Origin of the sequence: Pseudomonas sp. MYb185, assembly GCF_002979975.1 — a bacterium.
In the GTDB taxonomy this organism is placed as follows: domain Bacteria; phylum Pseudomonadota; class Gammaproteobacteria; order Pseudomonadales; family Pseudomonadaceae; genus Halopseudomonas.
Genome location: NZ_PCQD01000001.1, coordinates 195,917 through 219,603 on the forward strand (window position 1 = coordinate 195,917; position 23,687 = coordinate 219,603).

General features: G+C 62.3%; 21 protein-coding genes. 12 read left to right on the forward strand and 9 right to left on the reverse strand.

Features of this window, described 5'->3' with window-relative positions:
- Nucleotides 1-125: 125 nt before the first annotated feature.
- From leuA to xseA, 3 genes are all read right to left on the reverse strand, one after another.
- Nucleotides 126-1,796, reverse strand: a complete 1,671-nt coding sequence (gene leuA / locus CQ007_RS00925; RefSeq protein ID WP_105643039.1) for a 2-isopropylmalate synthase — start codon at nt 1,794-1,796, stop codon at nt 126-128.
- A gap of 311 nt (nt 1,797-2,107) precedes the next feature.
- Nucleotides 2,108-3,382, reverse strand: a complete 1,275-nt coding sequence (locus CQ007_RS00930; RefSeq protein WP_105643040.1) for a mechanosensitive ion channel family protein — start codon at nt 3,380-3,382, stop codon at nt 2,108-2,110.
- A 392-nt stretch (nt 3,383-3,774) separates the two neighbouring features.
- Nucleotides 3,775-5,154: an exodeoxyribonuclease VII large subunit gene (xseA, locus tag CQ007_RS00935; protein WP_105643041.1), complete on the reverse strand. Its 1,380-nt coding sequence runs from the start codon at nt 5,152-5,154 to the stop codon at nt 3,775-3,777.
- A 115-nt stretch (nt 5,155-5,269) separates the two neighbouring features.
- On the opposite strand from xseA, the gene guaB reads away from it, so the two are divergent.
- Both guaB and guaA read left to right on the forward strand, forming a co-directional pair.
- On the forward strand, nt 5,270-6,742 hold the full coding sequence (guaB, locus tag CQ007_RS00940; RefSeq protein ID WP_105643042.1) for an IMP dehydrogenase: 1,473 nt from the start codon (nt 5,270-5,272) through the stop codon (nt 6,740-6,742).
- 110 nt (nt 6,743-6,852) lie between these two features.
- Nucleotides 6,853-8,433, forward strand: a complete 1,581-nt coding sequence (gene guaA / locus CQ007_RS00945; RefSeq protein ID WP_105643043.1) for a glutamine-hydrolyzing GMP synthase — start codon at nt 6,853-6,855, stop codon at nt 8,431-8,433.
- A gap of 269 nt (nt 8,434-8,702) precedes the next feature.
- Here guaA and CQ007_RS00955 read toward each other — a convergent pair whose 3' ends face one another.
- Nucleotides 8,703-9,404, reverse strand: a complete 702-nt coding sequence (locus CQ007_RS00955) for an META and DUF4377 domain-containing protein (RefSeq protein ID WP_218278801.1) — start codon at nt 9,402-9,404, stop codon at nt 8,703-8,705.
- Nucleotides 9,405-9,720: 316 nt separating this feature from the next.
- Here CQ007_RS00955 and CQ007_RS00960 point away from each other — a divergent pair, with 316 nt between their 5' ends.
- From CQ007_RS00960 to CQ007_RS01000, 9 genes are all read left to right on the forward strand, one after another.
- Entirely contained in the window at nt 9,721-10,266 is a 546-nt protein-coding gene (locus tag CQ007_RS00960; protein WP_105643046.1) for an RNA polymerase sigma factor, read from the forward strand.
- Nucleotides 10,267-10,383: 117 nt separating this feature from the next.
- The gene (locus CQ007_RS00965) at nt 10,384-11,394 is read left to right on the forward strand and encodes a FecR family protein (RefSeq protein WP_158256692.1); all 1,011 of its coding nucleotides are present in this window, start codon (nt 10,384-10,386) and stop codon (nt 11,392-11,394) included.
- A 220-nt stretch (nt 11,395-11,614) separates the two neighbouring features.
- A complete protein-coding gene (locus CQ007_RS00970; protein WP_105643048.1) occupies nt 11,615-14,002 on the forward strand; it encodes a TonB-dependent receptor in 2,388 nt (795 codons plus the stop codon).
- Between the two features lie 55 nt (nt 14,003-14,057).
- Complete coding sequence (locus CQ007_RS00975) at nt 14,058-15,674, forward strand: PepSY domain-containing protein (RefSeq protein ID WP_105643049.1); 1,617 nt, start codon at nt 14,058-14,060, stop codon at nt 15,672-15,674.
- A complete protein-coding gene (locus CQ007_RS00980; RefSeq protein WP_105643340.1) occupies nt 15,674-15,973 on the forward strand; it encodes an iron transporter in 300 nt (99 codons plus the stop codon). Before CQ007_RS00975 ends, CQ007_RS00980 begins: the two co-directional genes overlap by 1 nt.
- On the forward strand, nt 15,970-16,803 hold the full coding sequence (locus tag CQ007_RS00985) for a DUF3325 domain-containing protein (RefSeq protein WP_158256693.1): 834 nt from the start codon (nt 15,970-15,972) through the stop codon (nt 16,801-16,803). The genes CQ007_RS00980 and CQ007_RS00985 overlap by 4 nt, the downstream gene beginning before the upstream one ends.
- Complete coding sequence (locus CQ007_RS00990) at nt 16,800-17,171, forward strand: hypothetical protein (RefSeq protein WP_177424233.1); 372 nt, start codon at nt 16,800-16,802, stop codon at nt 17,169-17,171. The genes CQ007_RS00985 and CQ007_RS00990 overlap by 4 nt, the downstream gene beginning before the upstream one ends.
- Before the next feature lie 29 nt (nt 17,172-17,200).
- The gene (locus CQ007_RS00995) at nt 17,201-17,914 is read left to right on the forward strand and encodes a sulfite exporter TauE/SafE family protein (protein WP_256582155.1); all 714 of its coding nucleotides are present in this window, start codon (nt 17,201-17,203) and stop codon (nt 17,912-17,914) included.
- A 94-nt stretch (nt 17,915-18,008) separates the two neighbouring features.
- Nucleotides 18,009-18,914 (forward strand): AEC family transporter, encoded by a 906-nt coding sequence (locus CQ007_RS01000; protein ID WP_105643051.1) that lies wholly within the window; start codon nt 18,009-18,011, stop codon nt 18,912-18,914.
- Between the two features lie 24 nt (nt 18,915-18,938).
- Here the strand turns inward: CQ007_RS01000 and CQ007_RS01005 are convergent, their stop codons facing one another.
- From CQ007_RS01005 to CQ007_RS01025, 5 genes are read right to left on the reverse strand one after another with little or no spacing between them, the layout of a single operon-like run.
- Nucleotides 18,939-19,559, reverse strand: a complete 621-nt coding sequence (locus CQ007_RS01005; protein WP_105643052.1) for an ABC-type transport auxiliary lipoprotein family protein — start codon at nt 19,557-19,559, stop codon at nt 18,939-18,941.
- Nucleotides 19,556-20,473: an MlaD family protein gene (locus tag CQ007_RS01010; protein ID WP_105643053.1), complete on the reverse strand. Its 918-nt coding sequence runs from the start codon at nt 20,471-20,473 to the stop codon at nt 19,556-19,558. The genes CQ007_RS01005 and CQ007_RS01010 overlap by 4 nt, the downstream gene beginning before the upstream one ends.
- Nucleotides 20,473-21,267, reverse strand: a complete 795-nt coding sequence (locus CQ007_RS01015; RefSeq protein WP_256582156.1) for an ABC transporter ATP-binding protein — start codon at nt 21,265-21,267, stop codon at nt 20,473-20,475. Before CQ007_RS01015 ends, CQ007_RS01010 begins: the two co-directional genes overlap by 1 nt.
- Nucleotides 21,264-22,400, reverse strand: coding sequence for an ABC transporter permease (locus CQ007_RS01020; protein ID WP_105643055.1), 1,137 nt, complete (start codon nt 22,398-22,400; stop codon nt 21,264-21,266). The genes CQ007_RS01015 and CQ007_RS01020 overlap by 4 nt, the downstream gene beginning before the upstream one ends.
- A 47-nt stretch (nt 22,401-22,447) precedes the next feature.
- Nucleotides 22,448-22,900 carry a YhcB family protein gene (locus tag CQ007_RS01025; protein WP_105643056.1) on the reverse strand — a complete coding sequence of 151 codons (453 nt, stop codon included), beginning with the start codon at nt 22,898-22,900 and terminating at the stop codon, nt 22,448-22,450.
- Between the two features lie 149 nt (nt 22,901-23,049).
- Here CQ007_RS01025 and CQ007_RS01030 point away from each other — a divergent pair, with 149 nt between their 5' ends.
- A complete protein-coding gene (locus tag CQ007_RS01030) occupies nt 23,050-23,673 on the forward strand; it encodes an alpha/beta hydrolase (protein ID WP_105643057.1) in 624 nt (207 codons plus the stop codon).
- Nucleotides 23,674-23,687 lie beyond the last annotated feature (14 nt).

The following is a 23,687-nucleotide window of genomic DNA, read 5'->3' on the forward strand; positions in this document are numbered from 1 at the left end:
ATCCACCGGCCACGCCGCGTCAGCCGGCCCCCTGGATCCTCGACCTCGGCTTTGGCTTCCTGCGTCGCCCTAACTCCTGCATCCATGCAGTCGTGCGCCGAGGATGACAATGTCATGGGGGCGGATCAGGCTGCCTTCGCCTCGGCCTGGCGCTTGGCCCGATTCAGCGCGCTGAACAGGGCGCGGAAGCTGGCGGTGGTCAGGTTCTCGTCGATACCGATGCCATGCAGCGGGCGGCCGTTATCCAGACGGATCTCGATATAGGCGGCGGCCTTGGCGTTGCTGCCCGAGCCGATGGCATGTTCGCTGTAGTCCATGATTTCCACGCTCACCGGCAGACCGGCGACCAGGGCTTCCAACGGACCCTTGCCGATGCCGCGCCAGTGCAGGGTATTGCCGTCGCTGAGCACTTCCACATCCACTGCGCTGGTGCCGTTCTCCTCCTGCAGGCGATGACGGATCAGGGCATAGGGGCTGCTGGCCTGAAGATACTCGCGATCGAGCAGTTCATGGATCTGCTGCGCTGTCATTTCCAGGCCCAGGCGGTCGGTTTCCCCTTGTACCACCTGACTGAACTCGATCTGCAGGCGCCGCGGCATGCTGATGCCGTACTCCTGCTCCAGCAGGTAGGTGATGCCGCCCTTGCCGGACTGGCTGTTGACCCGGATCACCGCCTCGTAGCTGCGGCCGATATCCGCCGGGTCGATCGGCAGGTAGGGCACTTCCCAGACGCCGTTCGGGTCCTGTTGGACGAAGCCCTTGCGGATCGCATCCTGGTGCGAGCCGGAGAACGCGGTATGTACCAGGTCGCCGGCATAGGGGTGGCGCGGGTGGACCGGCAGCTGGTTGCAGTCCTCGACGACCTTGCGCACGGCGTCGATGTCGGAGAAGTCCAACTGCGGATCGACACCCTGGGTATAGAGGTTCAGCGCCAGGGTGACCAGGCAGACGTTGCCGGTGCGCTCGCCATTGCCGAACAGGCAGCCTTCGACGCGGTTGGCACCGGCCATCACCGCCAGCTCCGAGGCAGCCACGCCGGTGCCACGGTCATTGTGCGTGTGCACACTGATCAGCACGCTGTCACGGCGGTCGATATGGCGACCGAACCACTCGATCTGGTCGGCATAGTTGTTCGGCGTGGCGCACTCGATGGTTGCCGGCAGGTTGAGGATCAGCTTGTTCTGCGGGGTCGGCTCGAACACGCCGATCACCGCATTGCACACCTCGACGGCGAACTCGATCTCGGTGCTGCTGAACACTTCCGGCGAGTACTCGAAGCCCCACCGGGTTTCCGGTGCGGCTTCGGCCAGGCGCCGGATGGTCTTGCCGGCGGCCACGGCAATGGCCTTCACCCCGGCCTGGTCCTGGTTGAAGACGATGCGGCGGAACGCTGGTGCGCAAGCGTTGTAGTAATGCACGATGGCCTGCTTGGCACCCTTGAGCGATTCGAAGGTGCGCTCGATCAGGTCATCACGGGCCTGGGTCAGCACCTGGATGGTGACGTCGTCGGGAATGTGCCCTCCCTCGATCAATTCGCGCACGAAGTCGAAATCGGTCTGCGAAGCGGACGGAAAGCCCACTTCGATCTCCTTCAGGCCCACCGCCACCAGGCATTTGAAGAAGCGCATCTTCTTCTCGGCATCCATCGGCTCGATCAGCGACTGGTTGCCATCGCGCAGGTCGGTGGACAGCCAGATCGGTGCCTGGTCGATGGTCTGGTCCGGCCAGGTGCGGTCGGGCAGGGCGATGGGAGTGAACGGACGGTACTTGCTGGACGGGTCACGGAGCATGCTCATGGCGAAAATCCTGTTCTGTATTCTATGAAGCCGCGGAGGGCAAAGGTCGGGCAGATGAGAAAAGGGCGTCAGTGACGCAGTCGCCGGCTGACCAGACAGAGGCAGGCATGCTGCCGAAGGGTGATGAGGGTGTGTGATGTTTTCATGCTGAAAACTTTACTGGTATGCGGGTTTTATGGCAATAAGCGCCGTTAAAAAGCAATATTTAATCGCTTTATGGCTGGGGTTGGGTGTTCTGTTGCGCAAGAGTCGTGCTTTTGTCGATTCCGCAGCAGAAAACGGCGCACCTGGCAGGGTGCGCCGCAGAGGGATCAGCCTAGCGAGGACACGCCAGCCTGTTGCTGGGACTGGTTGGCGCTGCCGAACTCGCGCATATCCTGTCCGCTGGGTTGCTGGTATACCCGCAAGCCGAACTCCGGCAGGATCGCCAGCAGATGATCGAAGATATCACCCTGGATGCCTTCGTAGCCGACCCAGGCCACGGTATTGGTGAAGCAATACAGCTCCAGTGGCAGCCCTTCCGGGGTCGGGGCGAGTTGACGCACCATCAGGGTCATTTCCTGGTGAATGCCCGGATGACTGCGCAGGTAGCGTTCCACATAGGCGCGGAAGGTACCCAGGTTGGTGATGCGCCGGGTATTGACCGGCTCCTTGCCGCTCTCTGCCAGCTCACGGTTCCAGTCATCGATCTCGCTCTGCTTTTCCTTGAGGTACTCATCCAGCAGGCGGAAACGATGCAGGTGCTGGCATTGCTCGTCGCTCAGGAAGTGCACGCTCTGTTGATCCAGCATGAGGCTGCGCTTGATGCGCCGGCCGCCGGACTCCTGCATGCCGCGCCAGTTCTTGACCGGATCGCTGATCAGGCGCTTGGTGGGAATGGTGGTGATGGTCTTGTCCCAGTTCTGCACCTTGACGGTATGCAGGGCGATATCGATCACATCGCCGTCGGCGTTCAGCGCCGGCATCTCGATCCAGTCACCGACACGGACAATGTCGTTGGAGCTGATCTGTACGCTGGCGACCAGTGACAGCAAGGTGTCCTGGAAGATCAACATCAGCACCGCCGCCATGGCACCCAGACCGGACAGCAGAATCAGCGGCGAGCGGTCGATCAGGGTGGCAATGATCAGGATCGTGGCAATCGCATAGATGATGATGTTGATGATCTGGATGTAGCCCTTGATGGGCTTCAGGTGCGCCTTGGGGCGGCGTTCATACAGGGTATTGACCAGGGTCAGCGTATGGGTGATGGCCAGTGCCACGGTGAGAATGATGAACGCCCCGCAGACGTTGCGCACGATGGTGACCAGCGTTTCCGGCAGACCGGGTACTACGCCGATACCGAGGGACAGGACCAGGGCCGGGACAATGTTGGCCAGCCGCGAGATGACCTTGGAGTCATGCAGAGCGCGATCATGCCCTGCTGAGGTGTTGCGCAACAGGTGAACCAGGCCACGAATCAGGATGCGCTTGACGACCCAGTTGGCGATCCAGGCGCCCAGGATCAGTACGCAGAGGGCGATGAGCGTATACAGCTGGGGATAGTGTTCCAGCCAGTTGATGACGTCGTTGTATTGCGATTCCATAACTTTCCATAGGGTTGCTGAATGGACGCGCCCCAAGCGAAGCGCTGCACCATCCTAGCAAAGTCTGGTGACAAACCCGTAATCGACTGCGGCATGGCGCGTGTCGAGTGCTACTGCTGGGGAGCGTGCACTCGCTCGATGACGATTTTGGCTGGCAGGTCGCCAGGCGTAGCGCAGGGGCGCTACACCCCAACCCATGGCGGCGCATCTGCACGGGTTGTCGCGCGCCTGCGAGACGACGGGGTTGGGTTGCCGACAGGCCGCAGGTGTAGCGCAGGGCGCGCTACACCCCGATATTGCCCTCGGGTTGTCGAGCGCCTGCTCGACGACGCTGGTTCGCCGGTGCAGGCGTAATGCCCGAATGCAGGCGGGTGCTACGCTCGGGGTATCAGTCAGTCGAGCAGGGGCAGGGTATGCGGCTGCTCCGCTTCTACCCGCAGCTTCAGCCGGCCTTCAGCGAGTCGGGCTTCCAGCTGTTGGCCGGGGCGGGTTTCCCGCTGGCTGCGGACCGCCTTGCCCTGCTGATCCAGCAGGATGCTATAGCCGCGCCCGAGGGTTGCCAGGGGGCTGATCAGGTGCAGGTTCTGGATCGTGCTTTCCAGGCGCTGTCGGCGCTGTTGCAGTTGCACCTCGATGGCGCGGGGCAGGCGCTGGTGCAGTTGCCCGAGGCGCTCATGCAGCATGCCCAGCAGTCGCTCCGGGTGCTGATGCTGCAGACGGCCGCGCAGATGGGCCAGCCGCTGCTGGCGCTGTTCCAGGCGATGCCGCCAGGCGCGTTGCATGCGCATCTCCAGCTCATCCAGCCGCTGGGCCTGCTGCGCCAGTCGCTCGCCCGGGTGGCGCAACCGGCGGCGCAGGTTGTCCAGGCGCAGGTTATCGCGCGCCAGGCGCACCTTCATGCATTGCTGCAGTTGTCGATGGCTGCGCTGCAGCTGGGCCAGCATGGCCTGGGTATCCGGGCTGAGCAGTTCGGCGGCGGCCGAGGGCGTCGGGGCGCGTATGTCGGCGACGAAATCGCTGATCGACACATCGGTCTCATGGCCGACCGCACTGATGATCGGCGTGCGGCAGGCAGCCACGGCGCGGGCTACCGGCTCCTCGTTGAACGGCCAGAGGTCTTCCAGTGAGCCACCGCCACGGGCCAGGATCAGTGCATCGAAACCGGCCCGGTCCGCCCGCTCCAGGGCGCGCACGATCTGCGGTGCGGCATCACGGCCCTGCACCGCTGTGGGGCTGATGACCAGTTCGATGAACGGCGCCCGGCGACCGAACACGCTGATGATGTCGCGCACCGCGGCACCACTGGGCGAGGTGATCACGCCGATACGGGTCGGGTGCGAAGGCATTGGACGCTTGCGTTCGGCGGCGAACAGCCCTTCGGCCTGCAGCTTGGCCTTGAGTGCCTCGAAGGCCTGGCGCAGGGCGCCGTCACCGGCGGGCTCCAGCGCATCCAGAATCATCTGGTAGTCGCCACGCCCTTCATACAGGCTGACCCGCCCACGGGCCCGGACCAGCAAACCGTCGCGCAGCTGCATGCGGATGCGGGCGGCATGTTGCCGGAACAGCGCGCAGCGCACCTGGGCACCGCTGTCCTTGAGGGTGAAGTACAGATGCCCGGAGGAGGGGCGTGCCAGATTGGACAGCTCGCCCTCCACCCAGACCCGGGGGAAGACTTCCTCCAGCAGATTACGCGCCCGCGCATTGAGCTGGCTGACGGTGAGCACCTCGCGTTCGGCGCCCAGACGTTGAAAGATAGCGTCATCATTATTCATGGGCGCATGGTAGCACGGCGGAATAATTCGATTGGCGACGTGATTCCAATTGAGTACCGCCCGCTGTATGGGTATAATGGCGCGCTTCCATTTTTCCCGCTCGGGAGCTCCCGCTATGCTGCGTATTCGCCAAGAAGCCCTAACTTTTGATGACATCCTCCTGGTGCCCGGTTATTCCGAGGTACTGCCCAAGGACGTCTGCCTTAACACGCGTCTTACCCGCGGGATTGAGCTGAGCATGCCGTTGGTGTCTGCCGCCATGGATACTGTGACTGAAGCCCGTCTGGCCATTTCCATGGCCCAGGAAGGCGGTATCGGCATCATCCACAAGAACATGACCATCGAGCAGCAGGCCAACGAAGTACGCAAGGTCAAGAAGTTCGAGGCCGGCGTAGTCAAGGACCCGATCACCATTGATGCCGACGCCTCCGTTGCCGAGCTGTTCGAGCTGACCCACCAGAACAACATCTCCGGTGTGCCGGTGCTGTACAACGGCGATCTGGTCGGTATCGTCACCTCCCGTGATATCCGTTTCGAGACCCGCATGGACGCCCGCGTGCGTGATGTGATGACGCCCAAGGAACGGCTGGTCACGGTCAAGGAAGGCTCTTCCACCAGCGAAGTGCGCAAGTTGCTGCACAAGCACCGCATCGAGCGGGTACTGGTGGTGGATGACTCCTTCCGCCTCAAGGGCATGATGACCGTCAACGACATCGAGAAGGCCAAGGCCTACCCGCTGGCGAGCAAGGATGAGCAGGGCCGTCTGCGCGTAGGCGCCGCTGTCGGTACCGGTGCGGAAACCGAAGAACGGGTCACCGCGCTGGTCAAGGCCGGCGTCGATGTGGTCATCGTGGATACCGCCCACGGCCACTCCAAGGGCGTGATCGATCGCGTGCGCTGGGTCAAGCAGACCTATCCGCAGATCCAGGTGGTCGGCGGCAACATCGCCACCGGCGCCGCTGCGCTGGCGCTGGTCGCTGCTGGTGCCGATGCGGTCAAGGTGGGCATTGGTCCGGGCTCGATCTGTACCACGCGTATCGTTGCCGGTGTCGGTGTACCGCAGATTTCGGCGATTGCCGATGTCGCTGCGGCACTCAAGGATACCGGTGTACCGCTGATCGCCGATGGCGGCATCCGTTTCTCCGGTGACCTGGCCAAGGCCATTGCCGCTGGCGCCTCGGTGGTGATGATGGGCTCCATGTTCGCCGGCACCGAAGAATCCCCCGGTGAAATCGAGCTGTTCCAGGGGCGTTCCTACAAGGCCTACCGCGGCATGGGCTCGCTGGGCGCGATGGCCAATGCCGGTGGTGGTTCGGCTGACCGTTACTTCCAGGACACCTCCAGCGGTGCCGAGAAGCTGGTGCCTGAAGGTATCGAAGGCCGTGTACCCTACAAGGGTGCGCTGGCGGCGATCATTCACCAGTTGATGGGCGGCCTGCGCGCGGCGATGGGGTATACCGGTTGCGCCAGCATCGATGAAATGCGCACCAAGCCCGAGTTCGTACGCATCACTGGCGCGGGCATGAGCGAATCGCACGTGCATGATGTACAGATCACCAAAGAGGCTCCGAACTATCGGGTCAGCTGATCGGCTCCATTGATTCACCGGCGCCGGAAGCGAGAGATGGCAACCAGACATGCAGCGGTTGTCCTTTCTGCTTCCGGCTTTCAGTTTTCAGCTCTTTTCGAAGGCTAACCATGGCTCAACACGACATTCACGCTCACCGCATCCTGATTCTGGATTTCGGTTCCCAATACACTCAGCTGATCGCCCGGCGGGTCCGTGAGATCGGCGTCTATTGCGAAATCCACGCCTGGGACATGGACCCGGAAGCGATCCGTGCGTTTGCACCCAGGGGCATCATCCTCGCCGGTGGTCCGGAATCGGTTACCGAACACGACAGCCCGCGGGCGCCGCAGCTGGTGTTCGAGCTGGACGTGCCGGTCCTGGGCATCTGCTACGGCATGCAGACCATGGCTACCCAATTGGGCGGCAAGGTGCAGGGCAGTGACGAGCGCGAATTCGGCTATGCCTGCGTCGATCTGGTCGGCAAGAGCAGCTTCCTCGATGGCATCGAGGATGCGGTCGCCGACGACGGCGTGCTGACGCTGGATGTATGGATGAGCCACGGTGACAAGGTCATCGAACTGCCGGAAGGTTTCAAGGTGCTGGCCAGCACCCCGAGCTGCGCGATCGCCGCCATGGGCGACGATGCCCGCCGCTTCTATGGCGTGCAGTTCCATCCCGAGGTGACCCATACCAAGCAGGGTCTGCGCATCCTGTCGCGCTTCATTCTCGAGCTGTGCGGCTGCGAAGCGCTGTGGACCCCGGCCAATATCGTCGAGGATGCCATCGCCAACGTACGTGCCCAGGTGGGTGATGCCAAGGTACTCCTGGGGCTGTCCGGCGGCGTGGACTCCTCGGTGGTCGCCGCGCTGCTGCACCGCGCCATTGGTGATCAACTGACCTGCGTGTTCGTCGACAATGGCCTGCTGCGCCTGCACGAAGGCGAGCAGGTGATGGCCATGTTCGCCGAGAACATGGGCGTCAAGGTGATCCGTGCCAACGCCGAAGAGAAGTTCCTGTCGCGCCTGCTCGGTGTCACCGACCCGGAAGCCAAGCGCAAGATCATCGGTCGGACCTTCATCGAGGTATTCGATGAGGAAGCCACCAAGCTGCAGGATGTCAGGTTCCTCGCCCAGGGCACCATCTACCCCGATGTGATCGAGTCCGCTGGCGCCAAGACCGGCAAGGCCCACGTCATCAAGTCGCACCACAACGTCGGCGGCCTGCCGGAAGACATGGCCTTCGAGCTGGTCGAGCCGCTGCGTGAACTGTTCAAGGATGAAGTACGCAAGATCGGTCTGGAGCTGGGCCTGCCCTACGACATGGTCTACCGCCACCCGTTCCCCGGCCCGGGCCTGGGCGTGCGTATCCTCGCCGAAGTGCGCAAGGAATACGCCGACATCCTGCGCCGCGCCGACCATATCTTCATCGAAGAGCTGCGCAAGGCCGATCTGTATCACAAGACCAGCCAGGCCTTCGCGGTATTCCTGCCGGTCAAGTCGGTCGGTGTGGTCGGTGATGCCCGCCGCTACGAATGGGTCATCGCCCTGCGCGCAGTGGAAACCATCGACTTCATGACCGCGCGCTGGGCGCACCTGCCCTACGAGTTCCTGGAAACCGTGTCCAACAGAATCATCAATGAAATAAGTGGGGTGTCACGGGTGACCTACGATATCTCCAGCAAGCCGCCGGCGACGATTGAGTGGGAGTGATCCCGCGTCTGGCACGGCCAGGCAACTGATGGCATAAAATGCCGCTAAGCCCGCGTAATTGCGGGCTTTTTTGTATTTTCGTCTGGCATGGTCTGGTAATGGGGGGGTACCACTATAGTTACTTGAAGTTGACCTTCTCGCTCGCTCAGGTCGCGATCTGGAAAGAGCCCCGGAGCAATAGTCGAGACAGGTCCTCTGTGTCGGCCACGCCTGGATAGACAACGTGGACATGGCCGATTCCTACGGACTCTGGCTCTTGCACCAACCTGCTACTGCGCTGCAGTGGTTTCGGATTCAACAACCATGTCCAGAATGTCGACTGTGCTGGAGGCATCTGCCGGTGGGTTTTCCCGGGTATAGCGATTGATGCGCAGGATGTTGCGTACTCCGGCCTGGTGCTCATAGCCCTGAATGCCATCGTAGTAATAGCGCCAGTCGCCGGCACCGGTCTTGATGCCCCGCTCGTCATAGGTGATTTCACGCACGTGCAGGCACTGGTAATCCGGGATCAGGGGGTGGGAGCAGGCTACCCGTTGCGGTGCGACTTCCAGGAAAATGCGTTCGGGTTCGCCTCCATAGAGCGTGGCGGCGGTGGCTTCGCCCTGCAGGGTCCACTGAGTGCCGTCCTCGAAGGTCAGCACCAGGGTAGGCGAGGCTGTGCTGGTATCCACGTTCCAGTTGCTCACTGTGGGCAGGCGCTGGCCGATGTCCTGCTCGTAGCGCATCAGTTGGCTGTCCGGGCAGGCTTTGAGCGTACTGACAATCTGGCTGACATCCATACGGTCACCAGCAAGGGCGTAGCTACCGCTGAGCAGGTTGCACAGGCCGTTGACGGATAGCCGCTGACTGGAGAAGTCGAGCCCCAGGGGCTTGCCGTCCCCAGCGGTCGGGGCTGCCGCAGCAGGCTGATCTTTGCTGGTGACCGTGGACAGTGTCCAGTGGTAGGCCTGCAGTGCGCTTGTGTCGTTCATCGAGCCCTGCTGTGCGGAAGTAGGAGAAGTAGGCTGAGGTGTACTGCACGCGGCCAGTCCAATGACCGCCACCATACCGATTGTCAGCGCCAGAATCTTTTTCATGAATATTCCTTTTGCGGGCAAGAAGAAGCGGGAAAGCTGCGTTGCATTGTCGATTCTGCTGCGCAACATGACAAGCGTGACCTTCCCCGGCTTGCCCAGACGCTGCGCATCAATATAAAGTATATGCATTCTCATTTGCGGATGCTCTCGTGTACGGGCCTTTTGTGTGGGCGCGTCCGGCGGGTAGGGCCCGCTATTCGAAGCTGGAACAATGACAAGACCCAGGTTCACATCACTATCCCAGGCTGTGGAGGCTTACTACGAGGAGCTTCGGCAGTTCATTCGCCAGCGGACCGGTTCGTCCTCGATGGCGGAGGATGTGGTACAGGAGACCTGGATTCGCGCCAATACCAGCAAGGTTACGTTGCCGGACAATCCCCGTGCTTACCTCTACCGCATGGCGGGTAACCTGGCGGTGGATCATGTCCGTCGGCGCCAGGCCTGGGAGCGGGTGCTGCGTCCCGCCGACGGTGAACCCGGAGACGGCTCTGCGCCTCAGGAAGAGGAGTTCGTCAGCCACTTGCCCGACCCGCTGGAGGCCGCTATTTCCCAGCAGGAGCTGCTCGCGCTTAACGCCGCTGTGCGCGAGTTGCCGGACAAGTGCCGGGCGGTATTTGTGCTTTATCGTGGGCACGGCCTCACCATGCGGGAGATCGCTGTTCGCCTGTCCATCTCCGACAAGACCGTCGAGAAGCACATTGCCCGGGCCATGCTGCATTGCCGGGCGCGCCTGAGGGAAGCGGAGCGCGGGACCTGATGCGACGGTTTTCCAAGGGACTGGGGGAAAATGCTTGCCCCATACGTCTTATTCCACAACGGCCAGTACTTTTCAGCCTATGCCACAGCCGCCCTGTCTGTGGCAGGCGAAATACCTATGACCAGCGACACGCGCAATCCAATGGATGAACTGCCCGAAGCTCTACTCGAAGATGCCGCCATCTGGCAGGCCCGGCTGCGGGAGGCGAGCCCGGACTCGGCCGATAGGCACCGACTGCGGGCGCAGTTCAACCAGTGGTTATTGGCAGATACTCGCCATCGGCAGGCATTTGCCGAGATGGAGGCCCTCTGGAGTGCGTTGGAGATGCCGATGGAACAGCTGATCGACGAGGAACCCAGTGTCTTGCCACACGCTGTGGCATGTCGGTCCCGTGGCCACGTCGGCATACCTGCAAAAAGCCTGGCCATGGCCGCCTGTCTGGTGCTGGCGGTCTTCGTTGTCTTGGGCTGGCAGCAGGACTGGATCACCCGGTGGCAAAGCGACTACATCACCGCCGTGGGCGAGGATGCGTCCATCGAGACGGAGGATGGCAGCGCCATCTCCCTTAACACCGACAGCGCACTGGCCATGGAGTACAACGCCCGGGAGCGTCGGGTGCGCCTGTTAAAGGGGGAGGCCTGGTTCAACGTGGCAGCCAGTGACAAGCGGCCGTTCATCGTCAGCACCCGCGCCGGTGTGGTGAAGGTGACCGGCACCCAGTTCAACCTGCGTCTGGACGGGGACAGCGCCATCGTCAGCCTGGATGAGGGCAGGGTGGAGCTGCAGGTTCCAGACAAGGCGCACGCCACACACGTGATACTCACGCCCGGCCAGCAGGCCGTGCTGGGCGCTGACCGTATCAGCGCCCCGGCGCCATTCGACCGCACCGCCGTTACCGCCTGGCTGCGGGGGCAGTTCGTGTTCTACAACACGCCGCTGGCGGAAGTGGTGGATACCCTGAACCGCCATCGGCCGGGCCGGATTCTGATCACCAGCCGGGAACTGAATAGCCTCAAGGTCAGCGGTATCTTCTCGACCGATGACCCTGACGCCGCTCTGGAGCTGATTGCCAGCACCCTGCCCATCCAGCAGACCCGACTGCCGGGGGACCTTGTGCTGATCCGCTGATGGACAGAGCAGGTATCAGCAAAAAAAGTGTGCCCCTGACTGGGGGATTGTTCTTCGCTGTTACGTCTCACCCTTAGATGCGAACCAGAAGCGTTATCAGTCTGGTTCAGGGACCATGATAAGACGAGGCATAATCAGCGTGAAGAGAGCAGAAAATCGGTCAGTCAGAGGATCCAGCCAACCCAGTATCCTGGCGACGGCCATTGCGCTGGCGCTCCCAATGCTGATGACCCCGGTGGCACCCGCGCTGGCACAGGGGGCAGGCGCCGGCTCTGCTGCGGCGCAGGTGCAACAGACCTATCAATTCGATATTCCCGCCAAGCCTCTGCCTCAGGCGATAGCCGATCTTTCCGCGGTGACTGGTCTGCAGGTGCTCTATACCGAGCAGTCCACCTTTGATCATACGGCCCCGGCCCTGCGGGGTAGCTACACCATTGATGGCGCCCTGCAGCATTTGCTGGCGGGTAGCGGTCTGGCGATGCGCTTTACCGGGGAAAACTCGGTGACGATCGAGTTGGCCAGCGAGGAAGCCGTGAAGACACTACCGTCGGTGACGGTAGTGGCAAGTTCATCCGGGTCGACCACAGAAGGCGTGGACTCGTACACGGCGACTGGACCGGGTCGGAGTGCCACCGGCTTGAGCCTGAGTTTGCGTGAAACGCCACAGTCGGTGAGTGTAATAACCCGTCAGCAGATAGAGGACGGGAACCTGAATGACATCACTGAAGTAATGGAGCGCACACCAGGTGTCGTCGTCAATACCGTGGGACCTGCCGGCAGCGACAGTAACAGTATCTATGTCCGTGGTTTCGCTGTCAGAAGTATTCAGGTTGATGGCGTCAATCGCTCCAACAACTACGGCTTCAGAGAGGATCTGGCCGATACGGTGACCTATGACCGGGTTGAAGTCATCCGTGGTGCGACAGGCCTGATGTCAGGCGTGGGCGATCCGGGCGCAACAATCAATCTGATACGGAAAAAGCCAACCCGTAAAACACAGCGATCGATCACCTTGAAAGCGGGATCCTGGGACAACTACCGTTCCGAACTGGATGTCTCCTCCAGCCTGTCGGACAGTGGCAATGTGCGTGGCCGGTTTGTTGCAGCCTACCAGGACGGCCAGAGTCATATCGACCGCCAATCCCTGGAACGGCAGGTGGCTTACGGTATTCTGGAATGGGACATTACCGACCAGACCATGTTGACGCTGGGAGCCGAGTACCAGGATATGGACAGCGATGAGGCGGGCAATCATGGCTTTCCATTGTTCAACTCCGATGGCAGTCACTTCAAGCCTTCGCGTTCATTCAATTCCGCATCAGACTGGAGCTATCACAAACGCGACGGTAAAACCCTGTTTGGCGGTCTGGAGCATGCGTTCGATAACGGCTGGTTGGTGAAACTCACTGGCGAGCACAGCCGCCGCTCATATGACGATGCATTTGCCACGGCTGCCAGTGGCACTGTCAATCCGGATGGCAGCGGTATTTCCACCTGGAGTGGCCGCTGGGCGGGTGAGCCCAGACAGACGTCCTTCGACTTATCCGCATCGGGTGGCTTCACCCTGTTTGATCGCGAGCACGACCTGTATCTGGGTGCCAGTCATTACAAGGCTTACCACCGGAGTTATGGGTATCCACTGTGGACCATACAATCGATCGACAATATCCATACATGGGATGGTTCGCTTCCCATTCCAGATGCGATCCATACCCGGTCCAGTGTGAGCGCCCTTGACGAAAAGCAGACCGCATTGCTCACCTCTGCCAGATGGAACCTGGCGGACGGGGTTTCATTGATTACCGGGATGCGTGTCATCGACTGGCAGAGTGATGAAATGTCGCGCAGCCTTTCAACAGGCGATGTCAGCCGCACGGAGCGCGAAAAGAACGGTGTGGTGACGCCCTACATTGGCCTGGTATATGACCTTTCGGATGCGTGGTCAGCGTATGCGAGTTACACCACGATATTCAATCCATCCGACCGGATAGACGTCAACGGTAGTTATCTCGATCCGGAAGAGGGTAAGAACTACGAGTTGGGGATCAAGGGTGAATTGTGGGACCAGCGTCTGACTACCGCATTCAGTATCTTTGAGGTGCGCCAGGATAATCTGGCTGTACCCGATGGCGATAATCCCGCCCCGGACGGCAATCAGGCTTATCGGGCCGAGTCCGGAACCAAGACACGTGGGTTCGAAGTTGAAGTGGCTGGAGAAGTCCTGCCAGGCTGGCAAGTTGCAGCAAGTTACACCTATGCGGAAATCAAGGACTCGGATGATGATCGCATGTTGACCGAGGTGCCCCGCGATACATTCAAACTGTTTATCAGTTACCGCCTACCCACGCTGGATAACTTGAAAGTGGGTGGCAGCGTTCGCTGGCAGGGTTCGGAATATTACCAGGGCGCAGGCCCCCACGGTGAGACGTTCAAGCAGGGCGACTACACCCTGGTGGATCTGATGGCGCAGTACGCAGTGACCGAGAATGTAACGGCTGCGCTGAATCTCAATAACATCTTCGATGAGCATTACTACACCGCGATTGCAATGCGCGGGTGGTATGGCACGCCACGCAATGCCACCGCCTCATTGCGATTCGATTTTTAGTTGGCGACCCGATCCCGAGTACAACTGATAATCCAGAGGTTGCAAACCGCAGATCATGAAAGAAGGATTCCGTCAGAGCATGGCCTGGCTGCATACCTGGTGCGGCCTGGTAGTGGGCTGGGTACTGTTCTTTGTATTCGTTACCGGCACCGCCGGGTATTTCACCTATGAAATCACCCGCTGGATGGAGCCGGAACGCCCGCTGCAGGGTGCTGCTCCCCGCTATGACAATGGTGCCCTGGCGCTGGTGGCCATGGACCGGTTGCAGCAGGTGGCTCCCTCGGCCGAGTTCTGGAGCATTACCCTGCCGCACCAGTCCCTGGCCAACCGGCAATGGGTGGATTTCAGCATCAGCTGGGAGACCATGCCCCTGGAAGGGCACGAGCACGGCGTGTGGGGCAGTGAAAGACTCGACCCCGTCAGCGGAAACCTGCGTACCGGGATAGAGCCCCGCGAGACGGGCGGGGGCAGTCTGCTGTACCGCATGCACTACGCGCTGCATTACATCGACTACCAGATTGCCTACCGCATTGTCGGGGCATGCACCATGCTGATGTTGCTGGCGATGGTGACCGGAGTGATCACCCACAAGAAGATCTTCAAGGACTTCTTCACCTTCCGCCCCGGCAAGGGCCAGCGTTCCTGGCTGGATGCCCACAACGTGATCAGCGTGATGGCGCTGCCGTTCTTTCTGATGATCACCTATAGCGGGCTGGTATTCTTCTACTCCACCTACATGCCTGCCGGGATTGCTGCCATCTATGGCACCGATGATCAGGCGCGGGGCCGTTACTTCGATGACCTGTTCGGTCACCACAGCCACGAGGCCGTGACCCGGCCCAGCGCCTCGGTGCCCGCCATGATCGCCCAGGCCGAAAACGCCTGGGGTGAGGGCCAGGTGCGCTCGGTCATGGTGATGCACGACAGCGGCGAGGAGCCTTTTGTCGAGATCGCCCGGGTACAGGGTAGCAAGCTACGGTTCTTCGATGGTGAGGCGCTGCGCTTTCATGTGCACAGTGGGGAACTGCTGCCGCCGGAGCCTGGAGACGCCGCCGTCCGCAAGACCCAGGAGGTGATTCTGGCGCTGCATGAGGGCCGGTTTGCCGAGCCCTGGCTGCGCTGGCTGTATTTCCTGGCCGGGGTGCTGGGAGCCGGGATGATCGGCACCGGGCTGGTGCTGTGGACGGTCAAGCGCCGCAGGAGCCACGAGGCGACAGGCGGCCACTTCGGTCTGCGACTGGTGGAAGCGCTCAATGTCGCCACTATCGCCGGGCTGCCTGCCGGGGTCGCCGCCTACTTCTGGGCCAACCGCCTGTTGCCGGTGGAGATGGCGGAGCGCGCCAACTGGGAGGCGAACGTCCTCTTTCTGATCTGGGGCGAGGCGTTGCTTTATGCCTTTTTCCGCGACACGCGCAAAGCCTGGGTGGAGCTGCTGTGGTTGGCTGCGGCGGCCTATGCACTGTTGCCGGTGGTCAATGTCCTTACCACCGACAAGCACCTGGGCGTGACTGTGCCGGCCGGTGACTGGGTATTGGCCGGGTTCGACCTGACCATGCTGGGCCTGGGACTGGCCTTTGCCTACATGGCGCTCAAGGTCAGGCGCGTCTGGTTGAAGAAAACGATTCAGGTATCCGGAGCAACCCGCAACAGACCACTGGCGGAGGCGACATGATGGCGTCTCTCACTGATACCGCCCGCTATCGCTGGCGGGTCGCCAGCCGGGTGCTGGCCGCGGTGGTGGGTGGCTATGCCCTGACATCCGCTGTCACCGTCTTGCTGGCGCTGCTCTGGCCGCTGCCCAAGGCTGAGGCGGTACTGGCTTCGAGCATGTTGAGCTTTGCCCTCTATGCCGGGGTGCTGGTATGGATATTCGCCGCCAGGCGCCTGCGGGTTGTCTGGCTGGGGCTGATCCTGGCTACCGCTGTTTGCGCTGGCTTGTCCTGGTTGCTGCTACCGGGAGGTGGGGCATGACCCTGGTGCATGCCGCGCTACTGCTGACCAGCCTGGTAGGTTTCATGGCGCTGGCGCTGGCTATGCCCAAGCACAGTCAGCATGTGTTGCGCAGACCCCTGCCGTCTGCCCGGCGCCACCTGCTGCGCCTGCTGGGTTGGCTACTGCTGGCAGCAGCTCTGGCTCTGGGCATGGCGCAATGGCGTTTCGGTGTGGGTCTGGTGACCTGGTTGGGCTGGTTGACCATTGCCGGTGTGGCGCTGGTGTTCCATTTATCCTGGTGGGCTGGGCAGTCTGAAATCCCGTCCGCCAGGGCACGCAAGAGACAGCGCGATAATGCCGAAACCGGGGCGGCAGTAACCGCTGTACCGGGCCATGCGCCCATGGCCCGGACCATGCTCGCCAGTCTTGTTCTGTTACTGCCACTGGGTGGCTTTGCCTGGCAGTTGCTGCATGTAGCGGAAAAGCCCCTGCTGCGCGAGGATGCCATTCACGGCCAGATCGGCCCCTGGGCCTTCAGCCTGGCGGAGAAGGACCGCAAGCCGCCACAGGTTGTCGCACTGGATGTACCGCTCAAGGAGTTTGTCATCCGTTTTTGCGAGGGTTGCGAGCGGGATATCCGCATGGCCTATCTCAAGGTGCGCGAGCCACGCTCCCTGCGGGCGGCGGGCAACGCTTTCGAGGGCCAGGGGACGGAGAAAACCGCGGAAATCCCGGTGCCGCGCTCGGCCACCCGCGATGACGGCCTGTGGCTGACGGTGGAGGCCAACAACGGCGAGGTGTACCACCAGCGGTTCGACATCCAGCGCCTGTCGCCGGCGCTGGCGGGCTTTATCCGGGAGGGCACATGAGGACTTTTCTATCGGCCGCAGCCCTGCTGTGCAGTGTGGCGGTGTACGCGCACACGCCGGTCTGCCGCTGTGAATTGAACGGCAACCAGATCACCTGCCAGGGTGGTTATCACGATGGCTCCAAGGCTGTCGGTGTGACCATGCGCGTTATTGCCTACAGTGGCGAAGCCCTGGCTGCCGGTGAGTTGGATGGCGCCTCCCGCTTCAATACCGCCTTGCCCGGGCAACCGTTCTACATTCTGATGGATGCGGGGCCGGGGGAAGTCTTCGAGGTGGACTGGCAGGACATCGTCGGCATGGCTGGGGATCAGTTCGCCGCCACGGGAGCGGGTGGTGCCAGTAAGGACGGCATGCCGGGCAACTATTGACAGCCAGGTTGGGGAGACGCAAAAGCGCTGTGCTAAATCCGGCTCCGGTGGGCCTGGTCAAGGGTGTCAGCGGCATGGGGTTGCCCACCGTGGCCATGGGTCTGCTGGGGAGCTTCATGGCACCGGCAACGGCTGCGGCGGTGCTGGTCATTCCTTCACTGGTGACCAACCTGTGGCAGATGCTTTACGGCTCGTTCATGCCGGCTCTGCTCCGCCGACTATGGCCAATGATGCTGGGCATCGTGCTGGGAACGGTGAGCGGTACGGCACTGCTGGCGCGTGTCGACCCGCTCTGGTCCGGGTTTGCTCTGGGTCTCGCCCTGGTACTTTACGCCGGGTATGCGCTGGTCGCGCCGACATTCTGGATATCACCGCGTATCGAACCCTGGTTGTCACCCATGGTGGGGCTGCTCACTGGCGCCATTACCGGGGCTACCGGCGTCTTCGTCATGCCGGCGGTTCCCTATCTGCAGGCTCTGCGGATGAACAAGGATGAGCTGGTACAGGCGCTCGGGCTGTCCTTCACCGTCTCCACCCTTGCGCTGGCGATCGGTCTGGCCGTGCATGGGGCATTTCAGCTGGACCAGGTGGGTTTGTCGGTGTTGGCCGTCATTCCCTCGGTAGCCGGAATGTGGCTTGGCCAGAAAATCCGTGCGCGGATCAGCCCTCAGCGTTTCCGCCAGTGTTTCCTGCTATTGCTCATACTGCTCGGTACGGAATTGGGCTTGCGGCCATTTCTTTGATCCACTGGCCTGCGGAAGCTGGCGGACACGCACGGGCTGGCGGCGGGGGCGCCCGTCGGGTAACCTTCGGCTGCCTTCCTGAAATGGATACCCCATGAGTCAACTGCTTGCTTCCCTCTGGCCGCTGTTCGCCCTGATACTGGGCGGCTATGTACTACGTCGGACGGGCTTTCCCAGCGCCGAGTTCTGGCCCGGTGCCGAGCGGCTGAACTACTTCATCCTGTTTCCGGCACTGCTGTTCTACAGTCTGGCCAGCGCGCCGCTGGACAATCCGGGGCTGTCGCGGGTGGCGCTATGCGTTGGCTTGATGATCGGTGGGGCCTGGGTCGCATTGCTGGTGGCGCGCCGCCTGTACCGTTGGCCGGCGCAGCGTTTCGGCATCTTTGTCCAGGGCACCCTGAGATTCAATACCTATATCGGACTGGCAGCGGTCGGTGCTCTGTTCGGCGAGGCGGGTCTGACGCTGATGGCATTGCTGCTGGCGATCAGCGTGCCGGTGGTCAATATCCTGTCGGTGCATGCGCTGACCGCGCAGGGCTCAGTGAGTCCGCGTGCCTGGCTACTGACACTGTTGAAGAATCCGCTGATTCTCGCGTGCCTGCTTGGCGTGCTGGCGAATCTGTCGGGCCTGCGGCTGGTGGGTGGGGTGGATAACCTGCTGGGGTTACTCGCTGCCACCAGCCTGCCGTTGGGCCTGTTGTGTGTCGGCGCCGCGTTGCAGCCGCAGGACCTGCGCGGCGAGACCCGCGCGCTGCTGATCAACAGCGCGGTGCGGCTGGTGCTGATGCCGCTGGCGGCCTGGCTGTTGGTCAGCCTGCTGGGCATGCCGAAGATGGAAAGCGCCATTCTGGTGCTGTTCTTCGCGCTACCCTGCGCGCCCACGGCCTATGTACTGGCGCGGCAATATGGGGGCGATGCGCACCTCATGGCCGGTGTCATCACCCTGCAGACGCTGCTGGCGATGCTGGCGCTGCCGGTATTGCTGCTCCTGGTGCTGTGACGCCGGGCCGGTGATTACCGGATTTCAGTCGTTGGGAATCGCCGCCAGTTGCTGCGTCGCCCAGGCCAGCAGTTGTCCGGTCAGTTCCTCGGTCGCCTGGCCATATCCTTCGACGACATCGGTGATCTGGGTGCTGGCCACCGGTTGACGGACAGTGAAGCTGTGACTGACATAGATGCGCCGGCTGTCGGGGTTGACCAGGCGGGCATCCAGTTCGATCAGCACCTGCGGAGTGCCACTGTCGACCAGTTGGAAGCGCCGCAGGTTGGTGCCCAGATGTACATCGGCGTACAGGGCATGCTCATCGGTGGTAACGCTGCCCAGATTGCCCCGACGCTGGAAGGATATCGCCAGGTACTCGCGCAGCAGCACCGGCACCGGGTCGCTCCAGCGTACCGCCTTGTAGCTGAGCAACTGGTTGTCGGCGGTTTGCACCATGATGCGTGGCCCACTGTAGGCGTAACCGGTTTGCGGGGTATCGATGCGCAGGGAAAGTGGCAGGCGTTGGCTGCTGCCGTTGGTAGTGGCTGCCGGGGGCTGCGGGAACTGGTAGACGCCGAGCGCCTGCGATTCGGGAAATACGGTGCAGGCACCCAGGCTGAGCAGGCCGGCAAGCAGGCCGGTTGCGAGTGTCAGGCGGATCATGGCTCATACTCCTCGAAGGTGTCTCGGCCCAGCAGGAAGCGTGCAGGATTGTCTTCCAGACGGCGGGTGATCGAACGCAGCGCACCCAGGCTGCCGCGCAGTTCGCTGATGGCCGGTTCCAGCTGGCCGAGCCCCTGCATGCCATTGGCGAAGGCTTCGCTGTTGTCACTGAGCATGTGTTCCAGCGTTTCGCTGGTACGGGCGATGGACTGCAGCGCCTGCTCGGCGTTCTGCATGGTGCGCGGACCCTCTTCCTTGACCAGGGAATTGATGCTGGTCATCAGCTCACCGGCCTGCTGGCTGGCGCGGCTGAGTTCGCCGACCAGGATCTTGATATCGTCGCCCTGACTGGCCAGGCTGCTGGCGGCCTGCTCGACGGACTCCAGGGTGCCGGCGATGCGTTCGGCATTTTCATCCGAGAGCATGTTGCGGGCGCTGCTGACCAACTGGTTGATATTGGTCATCAGGTCCTCGCCGTTGGCCAGCAGGCTGGAAATCGGCGAGGGGATGGCGTAGATACGTGGATCTTCGTTGCCTTCCCCCTCCAGCAGCGGGCTGCGTGGGTCGCCGGGAACCAGTTCGATCACCGAGTTGCCGGTGATACCGGTAAAGGCCAGGCGGGCCTTGGTATCCCGGGTTACCGGAGCGGTGTCGCTGAGGCGGATGCGGGCCAGTACCTGGGCGGGATCGGTGGGGTCGAGGGTCAGCTCGGTGATATCGCCAACCGGAATGCCGCGAAACTGCACGGCACTGCCCCGCGACAACCCGGTGACCGCCTCGCGGAACACTACCGTGTAATTGCGGTAATCCTTGCTGGTGCTGGCATTGCTGATCCAGATGGCAAAGAACACCGCACCGGCGCCGGCCAGCAAGGTGAACAGTCCGATAATCACATGATGCGCACGCGTTTCCATCAGGGTCTGCTCCCGTTGTGGCTGGTGGCGGCAGCGGCGGCGCGCCCCCGGGGGCCATGAAAGTATTGCTGGATCCAGTCGTCATCGGTGGCGGCGACGCGCTCCAGGGTATCTGCGACCAGTACGCGCTTCTGCGCCAGCACGGCAATCCGGTCGCAGATGGCATACAGGGTATCGAGGTCATGGGTGACCAGAAACACGCTCAGCCCGAGGGCGTCGCGCAGGGTCAGGATCAATTGATCGAAGGCCGCGGCGCCAATCGGATCGAGGCCGGCGGTGGGTTCATCGAGAAACAGGATGTCCGGATCCAGCGCCAGGGCGCGGGCCAGCGCTGCGCGCTTGACCATGCCGCCGGACAGTTCGGAGGGGAACTTGTCACCGGCATTGCGCGGCAGCCCGGCCAGCGCCAGTTTCATGCAGGCCAGGTGCTCGGCATCAGCGCGGCTGAGGCCGGCATGTTCGATCAGCGGCAGGGCGACGTTCTCGGTGACGGTCAGCGAGGAGAACAGCGCACCACGCTGGAACAGCACGCCAAAACGCCGCTCGACCTCGGAGCGACGTTGTTCGTCCAGGCTCTGCAGATCCTCGCCGAACACCTTGACGCTGCCGGCGTTGGGCCGGCGCAGGCCGACGATCGAACGCAGCAGCACCGATTTACCGGTGCCCGAACCGCCGACCACGCCGAGAATCTCACCGGGATGGATATCCAGGTCCAGGTTCTCGTGTACCGTCTGGCTGCCGAAGCGATTGACCAGCCCGCGTATTTCCACCAGTGGCGCTTGCTTCTCGGTCACCAGTCCATCTCCATGAAGAACAGCGCCGCCAGGGCATCCATCAGGATCACCACGAAGATCGACTGTACCACCGCCGAGGTGGTGTGCTCACCGACCGACTCGGCGCTGCCGCTGACCTTGAAGCCTTCCATGCAGCCGATGATGGCGATCAGGAAGGCGAACAGCGGGGCCTTGGCCATGCCCAGGTAGAAATGCTGGACCGCGACGTTCTGCTGCAGGATGTTGAGAAACATGGTCGGGGAGATATCCAGTGCCAGCGAGCAGACCACGGCACCGCCGAGCATGCCCGACAGCATGCCGATGAAAGTCAGTACCGGCAGCGAGATCATCATCGCGATCACCCGGGGGATTACCAGGATGTGCAATGGATTCAGCCCCAGGGTGCGGATCGCATCGATCTCCTCGTTGGCCTTCATCGAGCCGATCTGGGCGGTGAAGGCACTGGCGGTGCGTCCGGCCATCAGGATCGCGGTCAACAGCACGGCGAACTCGCGCAGGAAGGAGAACGCGATCAGGTCCACGGTATAGATGGTCGCGCCGAAGTCGGCCAGCACCGTGGCACCGAGAAAGGCGATCACCGCGCCAACCATGAAGGTCAGCAGGGCGACGATGGCCACTGCGTTCAGCGCGATCTGCTCGATCTGCGCGACGATCGAGGTCAGCCGCCAGGTGCCAGGGCGCAGCAGACCACCGGCCATGCCGACCAGGGTCAGGCCGATGAACGCCAGCAGGGTGCGGACATGTTCATACTGTATCAGCGTGTGCTTGCCGACGTTGCCCAGCAGTTCGAACACGGCGTTGTGGCGCGGCTGGGGCTCGGGGTCCTGCTGCAGGCTGCTGGCAATCCGCGCCAGCAGTACCCGCCTTTCCTCGGGCAGGGACTCGGCATCGGTCGCCAGTTGCTGGATCAGCTCGCTGCCCAGCAACTCAGTGAGCAACTGCCCGCCAGCGGTATCCAGTCTGCCGATCTGCTGCAGGTTTGCCTGGACGTAGCGGGTGCCAGTATTGCGCAGCCGTTGTACCAGGCGCCGTAGCTCGGCGTAGTGCTCCAATATCCAATCACCCTGAATGACCAGGTGCGCCGGATCATCCGGCGCGGGATTGGCGAAGCGGTTATCGGTGGCATCCGGCATGGATTGCGTCCGTCATGCTCCGCCGGGGAAGGGCGGCGCGGGGGAGGTCATTTACGTTTTACGCCAAACTCCTCCGACAGCATACCGGGCCCGTCTTCGGATTTGGTGGCGTAGTCACGGGGTGGCTCGAGGGTATCGAAGACCGGCTCGATGCGCTCGCGGGACGACAGTGGCTCGCTTTCCTGTTCCAGGGCGGCCAGCAGGCGCTGCCGGGTCATGTCATCGGGGGCGAGATCCACCGCGGCCTGGCCCAGGTGCTCCTGGATGTCCTGATAGCTGCGGTTCAGGCGGGTGACCAGGTTGGCGGTGGTGTTGAAGTGGCTGGCCACTTCCTGCTGGTATTCCTCGAAACGCAATTGCAGACTTTCCAGTTGTGCCTGGGTGCTGGACGGCTGTCCGCCACTGATGCGCGGCGCCAGACGCGCTACAATGATACCCACGACGAAGCCCACAGCCAGGGCGATGACAACTGCAATCCACAGGTTTTCGCTTGTTTCCACCTTGGGTCCCTCATTGATCTGAAACGTGCGGCACTGTTGCGCCGCTTTGGTCTGCTGTTACGGTAACGGCATTTCACAAACAAGGCTAGTGCAAGACTAGCGTATGGCATGCGACGCAGGTGGGAATATGGCGGTCACGGAGAAATTGAATGAATCGCAATACTGAAGAGAAATTGCTTGTTGATGGCCCTGCCGGTGCGCTCGAAGTGCTGGTCACCCGGGCCGAGGGCGCCCGCGCGGTGGCGGTCATCTGTCATCCGCACCCCCTGCATGGCGGCACCATGCAGAACAAGGTGGTTTCCACGCTGATGCGGGCGGCGCGGGATCTGGGGGCCAGCACCGTGCGCTTCAATTTTCGCGGGGTCGGGCAGAGCGCTGGTGTGCACGCTGGCGGGGTCGGCGAGGTGGACGACTGCACGGCGATCATCGACTGGGCGTCCCGGGAGTTCGCTGGCCTGCCGCTGTGGCTGATGGGCTTTTCCTTCGGCGGCTATGTCGCTGCGGCTGCAGCACGAGCGCAGCACAGCTGGCCGCAGGCGCTGGTGCTGGTGGCGCCGTCGGTAGAACGCATGCCGTTTGCCGATCTGTTGCCATTGCCGGGGCCGGCCACGGTAATGATGGGCGAGGCCGACGAGGTGGTGGCGCCCGAAGCGGTATTCGAACTGCTGGAAGGGCAACCGGGCGTGACCATGGTGCGCTTTGCCGAGACCAGTCATTTCTTCCATGGCAAGCTGGTGGAGCTCAAGGCGGCGACCGAGGAGGCGCTGGTCTAGATTGCCAAGTGGGG

What these genes read in the sequence shown, in the direction of transcription:
- CQ007_RS00960 (WP_105643046.1), top strand. Translation starts at nt 9,721, where the DNA reads ATGACAAGACCCAGGTTCACATCACTATCCCAGGCTGTGGAGGCTTAC.
- CQ007_RS00930 (WP_105643040.1), bottom strand. Translation starts at nt 3,382, where the DNA reads ATGGAATCGCAATACAACGACGTCATCAACTGGCTGGAACACTATCCC.
- CQ007_RS01010 (WP_105643053.1), bottom strand. Translation starts at nt 20,473, where the DNA reads ATGGAAACGCGTGCGCATCATGTGATTATCGGACTGTTCACCTTGCTG.
- CQ007_RS00970 (WP_105643048.1), top strand. Translation starts at nt 11,615, where the DNA reads ATGCTGATGACCCCGGTGGCACCCGCGCTGGCACAGGGGGCAGGCGCC.
- CQ007_RS00975 (WP_105643049.1), top strand. Translation starts at nt 14,058, where the DNA reads ATGAAAGAAGGATTCCGTCAGAGCATGGCCTGGCTGCATACCTGGTGC.
- guaA (WP_105643043.1), top strand. Translation starts at nt 6,853, where the DNA reads ATGGCTCAACACGACATTCACGCTCACCGCATCCTGATTCTGGATTTC.
- leuA (WP_105643039.1), bottom strand. Translation starts at nt 1,796, where the DNA reads ATGAGCATGCTCCGTGACCCGTCCAGCAAGTACCGTCCGTTCACTCCC.
- CQ007_RS01000 (WP_105643051.1), top strand. Translation starts at nt 18,009, where the DNA reads ATGAGTCAACTGCTTGCTTCCCTCTGGCCGCTGTTCGCCCTGATACTG.
- CQ007_RS00990 (WP_177424233.1), top strand. Translation starts at nt 16,800, where the DNA reads ATGAGGACTTTTCTATCGGCCGCAGCCCTGCTGTGCAGTGTGGCGGTG.
- CQ007_RS00955 (WP_218278801.1), bottom strand. Translation starts at nt 9,404, where the DNA reads ATGAACGACACAAGCGCACTGCAGGCCTACCACTGGACACTGTCCACG.
- CQ007_RS00980 (WP_105643340.1), top strand. Translation starts at nt 15,674, where the DNA reads ATGGCGTCTCTCACTGATACCGCCCGCTATCGCTGGCGGGTCGCCAGC.
- CQ007_RS01005 (WP_105643052.1), bottom strand. Translation starts at nt 19,559, where the DNA reads ATGATCCGCCTGACACTCGCAACCGGCCTGCTTGCCGGCCTGCTCAGC.
- CQ007_RS01020 (WP_105643055.1), bottom strand. Translation starts at nt 22,400, where the DNA reads ATGCCGGATGCCACCGATAACCGCTTCGCCAATCCCGCGCCGGATGAT.
- CQ007_RS00985 (WP_158256693.1), top strand. Translation starts at nt 15,970, where the DNA reads ATGACCCTGGTGCATGCCGCGCTACTGCTGACCAGCCTGGTAGGTTTC.
- xseA (WP_105643041.1), bottom strand. Translation starts at nt 5,154, where the DNA reads ATGAATAATGATGACGCTATCTTTCAACGTCTGGGCGCCGAACGCGAG.
- guaB (WP_105643042.1), top strand. Translation starts at nt 5,270, where the DNA reads ATGCTGCGTATTCGCCAAGAAGCCCTAACTTTTGATGACATCCTCCTG.
- CQ007_RS00965 (WP_158256692.1), top strand. Translation starts at nt 10,384, where the DNA reads ATGACCAGCGACACGCGCAATCCAATGGATGAACTGCCCGAAGCTCTA.
- CQ007_RS01030 (WP_105643057.1), top strand. Translation starts at nt 23,050, where the DNA reads ATGAATCGCAATACTGAAGAGAAATTGCTTGTTGATGGCCCTGCCGGT.